The organism is Cupriavidus sp. SK-3 (assembly GCF_000611145.1).
Lineage (GTDB): Bacteria > Pseudomonadota > Gammaproteobacteria > Burkholderiales > Burkholderiaceae > Cupriavidus.
This window is the reverse complement of the sequence record NZ_JFJV02000014.1, coordinates 17,946-29,513: the sequence shown is the minus strand read 5'-3', so window position 1 is coordinate 29,513 and position 11,568 is coordinate 17,946. Positions and strand designations below refer to the sequence as shown.

The 11,568-nt window shown below is 68.5% G+C and carries 9 protein-coding genes and 1 pseudogene; 5 read left to right on the top strand and 5 right to left on the bottom strand.

All coding sequences use genetic code 11. From position 1 onward, the window contains the following. Positions 1–18: 18 nt before the first annotated feature. Positions 19–777, bottom strand: coding sequence for an SDR family oxidoreductase (locus CF70_RS01005; protein ID WP_035859234.1), 759 nt, complete (start codon positions 775–777; stop codon positions 19–21). Positions 778–861: 84 nt separating this feature from the next. Then, a protein-coding gene (gene prfB, locus CF70_RS01000) for a peptide chain release factor 2 (RefSeq protein WP_152561654.1) occupies positions 862–1,966 on the bottom strand; the annotation gives its coding sequence in 2 pieces (ribosomal slippage) (positions 862–1,884 and positions 1,886–1,966; 1,104 coding nt in all). 216 nt (positions 1,967–2,182) lie between these two features. Here prfB and CF70_RS00995 point away from each other — a divergent pair. Continuing rightward, entirely contained in the window at positions 2,183–2,911 is a 729-nt protein-coding gene (locus CF70_RS00995) for a M23 family metallopeptidase (protein WP_035859231.1), read from the top strand. Positions 2,912–2,932: 21 nt separating this feature from the next. Here CF70_RS00995 and recJ read toward each other — a convergent pair whose 3' ends face one another. Together recJ and CF70_RS00985 are read right to left on the bottom strand one after the other, a co-directional pair. Then, the gene (recJ, locus tag CF70_RS00990; protein WP_035859229.1) at positions 2,933–4,630 is read right to left on the bottom strand and encodes a single-stranded-DNA-specific exonuclease RecJ; all 1,698 of its coding nucleotides are present in this window, start codon (positions 4,628–4,630) and stop codon (positions 2,933–2,935) included. 24 nt (positions 4,631–4,654) lie between these two features. Then, positions 4,655–5,779 (bottom strand): hypothetical protein, encoded by a 1,125-nt coding sequence (locus CF70_RS00985; protein ID WP_035859295.1) that lies wholly within the window; start codon positions 5,777–5,779, stop codon positions 4,655–4,657. Between the two features lie 149 nt (positions 5,780–5,928). Between CF70_RS00985 and CF70_RS00980 the strand changes: the two genes are divergently transcribed. The 4 genes from CF70_RS00980 to CF70_RS00965 all read left to right on the top strand — a co-directional run bounded on the left by CF70_RS00980 (position 5,929) and on the right by CF70_RS00965 (position 11,342). After that, positions 5,929–7,179: a lipoprotein-releasing ABC transporter permease subunit gene (locus CF70_RS00980; RefSeq protein ID WP_035859227.1), complete on the top strand. Its 1,251-nt coding sequence runs from the start codon at positions 5,929–5,931 to the stop codon at positions 7,177–7,179. Further along, positions 7,172–7,918, top strand: a complete 747-nt coding sequence (gene lolD / locus CF70_RS00975; RefSeq protein ID WP_035859224.1) for a lipoprotein-releasing ABC transporter ATP-binding protein LolD — start codon at positions 7,172–7,174, stop codon at positions 7,916–7,918. Before CF70_RS00980 ends, lolD begins: the two co-directional genes overlap by 8 nt. A 27-nt stretch (positions 7,919–7,945) precedes the next feature. Beyond that, complete coding sequence (locus CF70_RS00970) at positions 7,946–8,827, top strand: TatD family hydrolase (RefSeq protein WP_035859221.1); 882 nt, start codon at positions 7,946–7,948, stop codon at positions 8,825–8,827. A 64-nt stretch (positions 8,828–8,891) separates the two neighbouring features. Then, entirely contained in the window at positions 8,892–11,342 is a 2,451-nt protein-coding gene (locus CF70_RS00965) for a DNA internalization-related competence protein ComEC/Rec2 (protein ID WP_035859217.1), read from the top strand. Here CF70_RS00965 and CF70_RS37235 read toward each other — a convergent pair. Then, a pseudogene (locus CF70_RS37235) lies at positions 11,254–11,568 on the bottom strand (transcriptional regulator); the annotation flags it as partial. The gene CF70_RS00965 and the pseudogene CF70_RS37235 sit on opposite strands and share 89 nt — an antisense overlap.

Genomic DNA, 11,568 nt, shown 5'->3' with positions numbered 1-11,568 from the left:
CCCGGGGCGGGGGGAGGTTCAGGTATTGCGGATGTCGTCGAGCTCGGTGCTGCCGAAATCCGGCCGCTCCAGGTACGCGGCGATGCGCTGCGCGGTGTCGTCGGCCGAGGCCAGCTGGTCGTTTTCCTTGAGGTCGCGAAAGCGCTGTACTTGCGCGAAATCGGCATCGCGGATGGTGGCCTGCATGCCGGTGTCGATCACACCCGGTGCCAGCGCCACGGCGCGCACGGCACGTTCGGCCGGGGCCTGCGCGTACTCCGCGTTGATCGAGCGCACGAACATGTCCAGGCCCGCCTTGCTGGCGCAATAGGCGCTCCAGCCTTCGACCGGGCGGCGCGCCGCGCCGGACGAGATCGCCAGGATCTTGCGCGGGCAGCCGAAGCGCTCGGTGTGCGCCAAGAAGGCCGCGGTCATGGTCATCGGCGCGGCAAGATTGGTCAGCAGGTGCGGCACCAGCGTCGGTTCACGCAGTCTGGTGATCGGGCCGATCGGCTCGATCATGCCCGCGTTCAGGATCAGCGTGACGCTGGCAGGCGTTTCCTCGACCGCGTCGAGCACGCTGCCGAGCCAGGTCGCCGCCGGGCCGGGCTGCGACAGGTCCTGCAGGTGCCAGGCTACCTTGACGCCGCTGGCGGATGCGATCCGTTCCAGTTCGGGATTGCGGCCGCGCGCCACGCACAGCAGGCGGTTACCCGGTTTGAGCAGTACCTGCGTCAGCGCGGCGCCGAGCCCGCGCGAGGTGCCCGTGATGATGATCAGATGCGATGCTGCGGTCATGGTCGAGATTGTCCCGGCGGGTGTGTGGCCGCCCCGGCCGCCGCGCCGTGCCCCGGCGCGGCGGCGTGGCGCCGCTGCTGCGTGTTACAGCCCTTGCTTCAGGCTGGCTTCGATGAACGGGTCCAGGTCGCCGTCCAGCACCTTCTGCGTGTTGGACATTTCCACGTTGGTGCGCAGGTCCTTGATGCGGCTCTGGTCCAGCACGTAGGAGCGGATCTGGTGGCCCCAGCCCACGTCGGTCTTGGACGACTCCAGCTTGTCGGCCTCGGCCTGGCGCTTGCGCATTTCGTGCTCGTACAGGCGCGATTTCAGCATCGACATGGCTTCGGCGCGGTTCCGGTGCTGCGAGCGGTCGTTCTGGCACTGCACCACAATGCCGGTCGGGATGTGCGTGATCCGCACCGCCGAATCGGTCTTGTTGATGTGCTGGCCGCCCGCGCCGGAAGCACGGTACGTGTCGACGCGCAGGTCCGCCGGATTGACCTCGACCTCGAAGGACTCGTCCACCTCGGGGTAGACGAACACCGACGAGAACGACGTGTGGCGGCCGCCCGACGAGTCGAACGGCGACTTGCGCACCAGGCGGTGCACGCCGGTTTCCGTGCGCAGGTAGCCGAACGCGTACTCGCCCTCGACCTTGATCGTGGCGCTCTTGATGCCCGCCACGTCGCCTTCGGATTCTTCCAGCACCTCGGCCTTGAAACCCTTGCGCTCGCAGTACTTCAGGTACTGGCGCAGCAGCATCGAGGCCCAGTCGCAGGCTTCGGTGCCGCCGGCGCCGGCCTGGATGTCGATAAAGGCGTTGGCCTGATCCATCTCGCCGGCAAACATGCGGCGGAATTCCATGTCCGCGACGATGGCTTCGAAGCCCGCGACGTCGGTCTCGATGGCTTCCATCGTGTCGTCGTCGCCTTCCTCGCGCGCGAGCTCGAACAACTCCTCGGCGCCGCTGAGGTCATCGGTGAGCTTGCCGAGCACGCCGACCACGCCCTCCAGCATTTTCTTTTCCTTGCCGAGATCCTGGGCCCGCTTGGGGTTGTTCCAGACCTCGGGATCCTCGAGTTCGCCGTTGACTTCGTCGAGTCTTCCTACTTTGACATCGTAGTCAAAGATACCCCCGTAGATCTTCCGTTCGCGAACGGAGATCGGAGATGGCACCGGAGATGGCGTTGAGGCGTTCTGCTTCCATGATGTTCCTGCGCTTTCAAAACCTTGAATTATAGCGGATCGGGGGCTGTCTTCCCCCGCCCGGATGCAGTCTGTTGCATGATTTCGAACGGTTCGCCACGCGAACGGTCTACAGTTGCGGGTGCCTCATGGCAGACGCGAGGGTGCTGGCGGGCGCAACCGGCTTCAAGATATGGACAGTAGGACAGTATGGACAGGGAGGAACGATAAGTACGTGATGAAGCAAAGCAACCACGACAAGACAAACGCGCGCCGCCGTGCGCTTGGCCTGCTGGCCGCCGCGGCGGCGGCTTGCCTCGCGGCCGGCTGTGGCACCCTGGCCAGCGAACCCGCGCCCGACGGCTACTACCGGGTGCAGAGCGGCGACACCTTGTATACCGTCGCCCGGCGACACAAGCGCACGGTGCGCGAGCTGACGCGCTGGAACCAGTTGCCCAGCGCCGATCGCATCGAGGTAGGGCAGTTGCTGCGGATTCGCCCACCGGCCGGCGCCAGCGCCGGCACGGGTGGCGGGGCCAGCAGCGGCCCGGTGGCGGTGGGGGATACCCCGCGCGTGGACAACAGCGCGCCGTCGCGGGCGCCGGCTACCAGCATCCGCCTGCAATGGCCGGCTGACGGCCGCGTTACCGCGGGCTACGGGCCGCCCGCCAGCAAGGGCCTGCGCATCAACACGGCGCCTGGCAGCACGGTGCGCGCCGCGGCCGGGGGCAAGGCGATCCACGTCGGTAACCTGCGCGGCTACGGCATGCTGGTCATCATCAAGCACGACGACAACTGGCTGACGGTCTACGGCAACCTGGACAAGCCCTCGGTCAGCGAGGGCGCGCAGGTGTCCGGCGGGCAGGAGGTGGGCCGCATGGGCACGGCCGACAGCGAACTGCACTTCGAGGTACGCAACAACGGCAAGCCGGTCGATCCGGCAGGACTGCTGCCCGCACGCGGCTGACGTCCGTGCGGGGCGCGCACGCTACTGCGCGTGCTCGATCACCATCTGCACGCGGGTGACACCGTTGAAGGTGTTGTTATCGAGCCGGTAGGCCACCAGCGCGCTGGCGCCCAGCGACTCGGCATGGTTGAACCAGATGGCGTCGAAGCGCTGGCTGCCGCGCCCGAGCTGCAGCTTGAGGTGCTTGCCCTTGAGCACGCTCTGGCGCACGACATCGAACTCGCCGCAGAACGTGGGCGCCGGGAAGCCCTGGCCCCATACCTGCTGCTCCAGCAGCGAAACGAACTCCGGGCTGAAGCAGGCATCCTCGATATCGCCATCGGTTTCGATCACACGGGCAAGCTGCTCGTCGCTCAGCCATTCGCGTCCCACGGTCTCGAACGCCGCCATGAACTGCGCGAAATCGCCCGCGCCCAGGGTCAGGCCGGCCGCCATGGCGTGGCCGCCGAATTTCTTCAGCAGGCCGGGGTGGCGTTTGGATACCAGATCCAGGGCATCGCGCAGGTGAAAGCCCGGGATCGAACGGCCCGAGCCCTTGATCGTATCCTCGTCGCCCGGCGCGAAGGTGATGGTGGGGCGGTGGTATTTCTCCTTGAGGCGCGAGGCCACGATGCCGATCACGCCCTGGTGCCAGGTGTCGTTGAACACGCTGATAGTGAAGCGCGCGGCCGGGTCCAGCGCGCCCAGCGGGCCTTCCAGGATCTGCAGCGCTTCCTGCTGCATGCCGGCCTCGATATCGCGCCGCTCGCGGTTCATGCCGTCAAGTTCCTGGGCGATTTCCCAGGCGCGGTTGGCGTCGTCGGTCAGCAGGCATTCGATGCCGAGCGACATGTCGGCCAGGCGCCCGGCGGCGTTCAGGCGCGGGCCCACGCCAAAGCCCAGGTCGAAGGTGTTGGCGCGCGTCGCCTCGCGCCCGGCGGCGCGGAACAGGGCGGCCACGCCGGCGTGCATGCGGCCGGCGCGCATGCGCTTGAGGCCTTGCGCGACCAGGATACGGTTGTTGCTGTCCAGCTTGACCACGTCCGCCACGGTGCCCAGCGCGACCAGGTCGAGCAGGGTGTCGAGGCGCGGCTGGGTCTGCGTGTCGAACGCGCCACGGCGGCGCAGTTCCGCGCGCAGCGCCAGCAGCACGTAGAACATCACGCCCACGCCCGCCAGGTTCTTGCTCGGGAATTCGCAGCCTGGCTGGTTGGGGTTGACGATCACCGCGGCGTCGGGCAACTGGTCGCCGGGCAGATGGTGATCGGTCACCACCACATCGATGCCGAGCGCATTGGCGGCCGCAACGCCGTCGACGCTGGCGATGCCGTTGTCCACGGTGACGATCACATCCGGCTGCTGCCTGGCCGCCAGCGCCACGATTTCCGGGGTCAGGCCGTAGCCGTACTCGAAGCGGTTGGGCACGATGTAGTCGATGTGCGCGCCCAGCATGCGCAGGCCGCGCACGCCGACCGCGCAGGCGGTGGCGCCGTCACAGTCGTAGTCGGCCACGATCAGCAGGCGCCGGCCGGCGGCGATGGCGTCGGCCAGGTAAGTCGCGGCCTGGTCGATGCCCTTCAGGGCGGCCGGCGGCACCAGGCCCGGCAGTTCAGTGGCAAGTTCGGCGGGTTCGCGCACCCCGCGCGCCGACAGGATGCGCGCCAGCGTGGGATGCAGGCCGAGTCCGGCCAGCTTGCCGGCATTTTCGGTGGAGAAGGAACGAACGGCGATTCGGGTCATGTGCGGCTTGCGGGAAAACGGTGTTCAGGCGGCATAGGCGAGGTCGGACAGCAGCGCGCGCCAGTCGCCGCGCTGGCCCAGGCCGCGCCAGAATTTGCGCAGGTCGGCGCGGCGCACGGTGAATTCGGCATAGTGGTTGTCGCCGGCCAGCATCAGCGTCACCGCTTGCAACTGGCCGCCTTCGAGTGCGGCCAGCGCCGGGGCGAACCATTCGGCATCGAGTGCGTGCATGCGCTCGATCCACAGGCCCCAGTCTTCGGCGATATGGGCTTCGATGGCGTCCTCAAGCAGCACCATGGCGCTGCCCTCGATGCCTTCGATGGCCTTGAAGCGCGCTGGCAAGGGCTGGCACGCAGCGCCCCCGGCCAGCGCCAGGCCGTGCAGGAAAGCGTCCCCGGTCAATACCGTGTCGGCCAGGCGCGGCACTTGTTGCAGGGTGCCGCCGCCGTAGAGCCAGACAGAATTGATGGAGAGCGCTCCGGCGGCTTCCCTGGCCTGGTTCACCGGATGGTCATACCAGGTCATCTGGATTTCGTTCTGGATCCGGCGCCAGTCGCGGGCGCGCTCCCCGGACTGCATCCACACATCGATATTGCGGCCGGTGGCGCGCAGCGGGCTGGCGGCCACAAGTGGCCCGAACACAGCTTCCGGGATATACCAGCGGGCCGGATGCGGCGTTTCCAGCAAGATGCCCGACTCCCGCAGCAGGTCAGCCACCGCGGCGTGCAGGGCCGCCGACTCCTCGGCCCGGATGTGCAACTGGGCCGGATCCATCAGCACCAGGTGGTCGCGCGCGGCGTGGATGTGTACCGGCTGCAGGCAAGCCCAGGCCTGGCCGTCGTTCGCGGCGGCGCCCGTGCCGGCGGCGCTCATATCCGCCAGGCGCATGAACGGGGCGCTGGGCACGCGGACAGTGTCGAGCCCGGCACGTCCGGCCAGCCAGCGCTCATGCGGCAGCGAGCGCAGGAAGGGATCGTCGTGGCGCTCGCGCGGGCCGGGGCTGGCGCGGGTGAGCAACTTTCCCAGCGCCGGTAACTCCAACTGCCGCAGCAAGGCTTCCAGCATGGCGTCGTTGCCCCCGCCGTCCGCGTCAATCGCGGCGCCGGGCGGGACGGAAAAGGGCACAATCAAGGTCAGGTGCGTCATCATGGTGCCGGGATTGTAAACTTGCGGCTGGCGGCCGGCGGAAATATCGTCCCCCGGCCCGGCTGGGACAGTGGCGCGATCACGCAGCCAGTAAGCCATATGCGGCGTCGGCGGTGTGGCGCCGGCGTTACTCCCTAACAACAGGAACCCTCTTGAACTTTCCTTACGAGTGGCAGATCGGTTGGCGATATACCCGCGCAAGCAAGCGCGCCAGCCGCAACACCTTTATTTCCTTTATCTCGATGATTTCCATGGCCGGCATCGCGCTGGGCGTGGCGGCGCTGATCGTGGTGCTGTCGGTGATGAATGGTTTCCAGAAAGAAGTGCGTGACCGCATGCTCTCGGTGCTCTCGCACATCGAGGTGGTCGGGCCCGGGGCGCTGCCCGACTGGCAAAAGACCGCCGCCGAGGCGCTGCGCAACAAGGAAGTGATCGGTGCCGCGCCCTATGTGGCGGCGCAGGCCATGCTGACCCGGGACGATGCGGTGCGCGGCGTGCTGCTGCGAGGGGTCGAGCCTTCCGAGGAACCCAAGGTGTCCGATATCGGCAAGCAGTTCCGGGGCGGCGGCATGGATCGCCTGCTGCCGGGCGAATTCGGCATCGCGCTGGGCAACGAACTGGCCAATGCCATGGGCGTGCAGGTGGGCGACAAGGTCACGGTGGTCGTGCCGCAGGGCACCATCACGCCGGCCGGGGTGCTGCCGCGGCTCAAGCAGTTCACGGTGGTCGGGGTGTTTTCGTCGGGCCATTTCGAGTTCGACAGCGCGCTGGCGCTGATCAATATCCGCGACGCCGAAGCCATGTTCCGCCTCGCCGGCCCCACCGGCGTGCGCCTGAAACTGACGGATATGCAGCGCGCGCCGCAAGTGGCCGACGCGCTGGCCGGCACGCTCTCGGGCGAGCTATACCTGCGCGACTGGTCCAAGCAGAACCGCAACTGGTTCGCCGCGGTGCAGACCGAGAAGCGCATGATGTTCATCATCCTCACGCTAATCATCGCCGTGGCCGCGTTCAACCTGGTGTCCACGCTGGTCATGACCGTCACGGACAAGCAGGCCGACATCGCCATCCTGCGCACCATGGGCGCGCAGCCCAGCTCGATCACCAAGATCTTTATCGTGCAGGGCGTGGCCATCGGCTTTATCGGCACGCTGGCCGGCGTGGCCGGCGGCGCGCTGATCGCCTTCAACATCGATGTGATCGTTCCCTTTATCGAGCGGCTGCTGCATGTGCAGTTCCTGCCGCGCGACATCTATTTCATTAGTGAATTGCCTTCGGATCCCCGCGTGAACGACATTGCCACCATCGGTATCGTTTCCTTTGTACTGTCCATCCTGGCCACGCTCTACCCAAGCTGGCGCGCTGCCCGCGTCAATCCGGCGGAGGCGCTGCGCTATGAGTGAAACCCTGTTGCGCGCGGAACCGGCCGGCAGCGCCGCCGATACACCGGGCAAGGACAACGGCACGCCCGTCCTGTTGGGCGAGGGCCTGACCAAGCGTTTCCGCCAGGGCGGCCTGGACGTGACCGTGCTCAAGGGCGTGGACGTGCGGATCGAGGCTGGGGAGAAGGTTGCCATCGTCGGCGCGTCCGGCTCCGGCAAGAGTACCTTGCTGCACGTGCTGGGCGGACTCGACAACCCGGACAGTGGCCGGGTTGCCTTGCAGGGCCGGCCCTTTACGGCGCTGCGCGAGAGCGAGCGCAATATCGTGCGCAATCGCGAGCTGGGATTCATCTACCAGTTCCACCACCTGCTGCCTGAGTTCACGGCGCTGGACAACGTGGCCATGCCGATGCGCATCCGCGGGCTGCGTCAGCCCGAGGCGCGCGCGGCGGCGATGGCGGTGCTGGAGCGGGTGGGCCTGGGCGACCGGGCGCAGCACCGGCCCGGCGAGCTGTCCGGCGGCGAACGGCAGCGGGTGGCGATTGCCCGCGCGCTGGTCGGCAGCCCGGCGTGCGTGCTGGCCGACGAGCCCACAGGCAACCTGGACGACCACACCGCGGGCGGCGTCTACGACCTGATGCTGGAGCTGTCGCGCACGCTGGGCACCAGCTTCGTGATCGTGACCCACGACCTCGACCTGGCCAGCCGCTGCGACCGCGTGCTGCGCCTGCGCGACGGGCACCTCCACGCCGAACGCTGAAGCGCGTCGCCGCGCTGGCACACCGCCATGTGGATCGATACCCATTGCCACCTCGACGCCGGCGAATTCGACGCCGACCGTGATGCCGTGGCCGCCGCCGCCGCCGTGGCTGGCGTCACCGGCATCGTGCTGCCGGCGGTGGCCGTGTCCAATTTCGCCGCAGTGCGCGCGCTGGCGCAGCGGCACGATAGCTGCGTCTACGCCTTGGGTATCCATCCGTTGTGCACGCCGGGTGCCACGCAGTCCGATCTCGATGCCTTGCGCCGGGAGGTGCGAGCCTCGCTGGCCGATCCGCGCTTCGTCGGCATCGGCGAGATCGGGCTGGACTTCTTCGTGCCCGGCCTCGATGCCGCACACCAGATGTGGATCTACACCGAGCAGCTCAAGATTGCCCGGGAGTTCGAATTGCCGGTGCTGCTGCATGTGCGCAAGTCGCAGGACCAGGTGGCGGCGCAGTTGCGGCGCACCGGTGTGCGCCAGGGCATCGCCCATGCCTTCAACGGCAGCGTGCAGCAGGCGCGCGGCTTTGTCGATCAAGGCCTCAAGCTGGGCTTTGGCGGCAACCTGACTTTCAGCCGCGCGAAGCAGATCCGGCGCCTGGCGCTGGAGTTGCCGCTCGACGCCATCGTGCTCGAAACCGACGCGCCCGACATCGCCCCCGCATGGCTGTCCGACGACCAGTTCGGCGAGCAGCACAAGGCGCGCAATACGCCTGCCGAAGTGGTGGGCGTGGCCAGGGTGCTGGGCGAGTTGCGTGGTCTCGACACAGCGGCGCTGGCACCGGCGATGTGGCAAAACTCGGTGGCTGCGCTGCCGCGCCTGGCCGCCTTCGCGGCAACCATGTTCCCATCGGCATTGCCTGCCCCGGCCCCGGCCGAAACGACCGGCAACCTTCCCGTCTCATCCTGACAAGTTTCGCGGCCGGTGACGGCGGTATAAGCAAACGCATCTGACTTCCCATCCGGGAGCTGGCATGCGTTTGATCCTGCTCGCCTTCGTGGCCGGCTGCTGGTGGCTGCAACAACAGGGCTCGCTGCCGCGTGGCGCCGTGGCGTGGTGGCTGGTGGCCGCCGGGGTCGCGGTGGCCATGCTCGCGCTACGCGTGCGCCGCTCCGGCTGGGCCCGGGCCGCCTTGATCGCGCTGTCGGTGCTGGCGGGTTTCGGCTGGTCGGCATGGCGCGCCGAACTCAGGCTGGGAGAACGCCTGGCGCCCGAACTGGAAGGCGTGGACCTGCTGCTGGGCGGCGTCGTTGCGGGCCTGCCGGCACAGGCGCCGCGCGGCCAGCGCTTTGTGTTCGCGCTCGATGAGACGCAGATCCACGGCATGGCATCCGGCATTCCCTCGCACGTCCTGCTGAGCTGGGACGATGCGCCGCCCGGGTTGCGTCCCGGCGAGCGGTACGTCTTTTCGCTACGTCTGCGCCGGCCGCACGGCCTGGCCAATCCTCATGGTTTCGACTACGAATACTGGCTGATGGCAGCCGGAATTGGCGCTACGGGCTACGTGCGCGACGTGCGGCGCGAGGCGCAGGAGGCAGTCGGTGAACAACTGGCGTGGCGGATCGCGCGATGGCGGATGCAGGTTCGCGACCACGTGCTGGGCAGCCTGCCTCCGGATGCGCGCTTTGCCCCGGTCCTTGCGGCGCTGGTGGTGGGTGATCAGCGGGGTATCCGGCAGCGCGACTGGACCTTGTTCACCCGTACCGGCATCGGCCACCTGATCAGCATCTCCGGGCTGCATATCACCATGATTTCCGGTCTCTTTTCCAGCTTCGCGTACTGGTTGTGGCGGCATTCGTTCGGCCTTGGCCGTTGGCTGCGGCGGCCCTTGCCGCTGTACTGGCCCGCGCGCCGCGCCGCACTGGTGGCGGCGGTGATGGCCGGACTCGTGTACGGCCTGCTGGCGGGCATGCAGGTACCTGCGCAACGTACCGTGTCGATGCTGGTAGTGGCGGCGCTGGCGCTATGGAGCGGCCGCACGCCGCCGGCCTCCCTGGTGCTGGCCTGGGCAGCGTTCGTGGCGATCGGGCTCGATCCCTGGGCTGTGCTGTCGCCCGGCTTCTGGCTGTCTTTCGGCGCGGTGGGCGTGATCTTCCTGGCCGCGGCGCAGCCCGCCGATCATGCCGCGTCCTCCTGGTGGCAACGTTTGCGGTCCACGCTGGCGCAGGCCACGCGCACGCAATGGGCCGTCACCATCGGGCTGGTGCCGCTGACCTTGCTGCTGTTCCAGCAGGTCTCGGTGATCTCGCCGCTGGCCAATGCGGTGGCGATTCCGCTGGTCAGCCTGCTGGTAACGCCGCTGGCCCTGCTGGCGGCGGCCCTGCCGGCACCGCTGGCGGGCTGGCTGCTGGCCCCCGCACACCTGCTGCTGCACTGGCTGGTGATAGGCCTGGAATGGCTGGCAGCGCCGCCGTGGGCGGTGTGGCAGGCCGCGCGGGCAGGTCCGTTCGCGCTGGCGCTGGCGGTGCTCGGCACGCTGCTGTTGCTGGCGCCCGTGCGTTGCGGCGTGCGTGCGCGCCTGCACGGCGTCGTGCTGCTGCTGCCGATGGTGCTGGCGGGACGTCAGCCGGTGGCGCAAGGCGAGTTTCGCGCCACCGCGATCGATATCGGGCAGGGCACCGCGGTGCTGGTGGAAACACGCTCGCATGTGCTGCTCTACGATGCCGGCCCGGCCTATGGATGGGGCGCCGGACGTGGCGAGCCGGGCAGCAGCGCGGGCGCGCGCGCCATCGCGCCGTATCTGCGCGGCGCGGGCGTGCGCAGGCTCGACGCACTGGTGATCAGTCATGAAGATGCCGATCACGCAGGCGGGGCGCGCGATGTGATGGCGGCGTTGGCGGTGGACAGCCTGCTGTCAGGTGCGCCATCAGGGCATCGGCTGCTGGCGCCGCCCGGGGGCGCGGTCTCGCCAAAGGCCCGGCCCTGCGCGGCGGGGCAGCGGTGGGAGTGGGACGGGGTTCGCTTCGTCATGTTGCATCCCTTGCCGGGCGTGGCGCAGAACGCCGCCATCGACAGCAATGCGCGCAGTTGCGTGCTCAAGGTGGAGGGCAGCGCGCGCAGCCTGCTGCTGACTGGCGATATCTCCCGGCGCGACGAGGCGGCGCTGCTGGCGCGGCTGCCGACGCAAGACCTGCGCGCCGATTTCCTGCAGGCGCCGCACCATGGCAGCAACACCTCGTCGAGCGGGTCGTTCCTGGCCGTGGTGGCGCCCGAGCTGGCGCTGTTCCAGATGGGCTATCGCAATCGCCACCGGCATCCGCGCCCCGAGATCTGGGATCGCTATGGCTCGCACGGCATCGCGCGCTATCGCAGCGACGAAACCGGCGCGGTCCAGATCATGACGCGCGGCGAGTATTACGAGGTGCGGGCTTTCCGCCAGCACGAGCGGCGCTACTGGCGCGCGGCGCCGCCGGCGCCTCGCTGAGATGCGCGGGCTCGGCCTGGGCGATGCGGCGCTCGCGCAGATGGGCCTTGGCGCGCTGCAGGCCGGCGGAGACGGTGTCGGCGCGTTCCAGCGCGACGCCGGCCGCGAGCACGTCGCCCAGCACCAGGTGACAGATGCGGGAGGTCATTGGCGTATAGACCTCGCTGTCTTCTTCCACGTCCGAGAACACGCATACGTCCGCCAGCGCGGCCAGCGGCGAACCGCT

What these genes read in the sequence shown, in the direction of transcription:
- recJ (WP_035859229.1), bottom strand. Translation starts at nt 4,630, where the DNA reads ATGACCCGAATCGCCGTTCGTTCCTTCTCCACCGAAAATGCCGGCAAG.
- CF70_RS01005 (WP_035859234.1), bottom strand. Translation starts at nt 777, where the DNA reads ATGACCGCAGCATCGCATCTGATCATCATCACGGGCACCTCGCGCGGG.
- CF70_RS00995 (WP_035859231.1), top strand. Translation starts at nt 2,183, where the DNA reads ATGAAGCAAAGCAACCACGACAAGACAAACGCGCGCCGCCGTGCGCTT.
- lolD (WP_035859224.1), top strand. Translation starts at nt 7,172, where the DNA reads ATGAGTGAAACCCTGTTGCGCGCGGAACCGGCCGGCAGCGCCGCCGAT.
- CF70_RS00985 (WP_035859295.1), bottom strand. Translation starts at nt 5,779, where the DNA reads ATGATGACGCACCTGACCTTGATTGTGCCCTTTTCCGTCCCGCCCGGC.
- CF70_RS00970 (WP_035859221.1), top strand. Translation starts at nt 7,946, where the DNA reads ATGTGGATCGATACCCATTGCCACCTCGACGCCGGCGAATTCGACGCC.
- CF70_RS00965 (WP_035859217.1), top strand. Translation starts at nt 8,892, where the DNA reads ATGCGTTTGATCCTGCTCGCCTTCGTGGCCGGCTGCTGGTGGCTGCAA.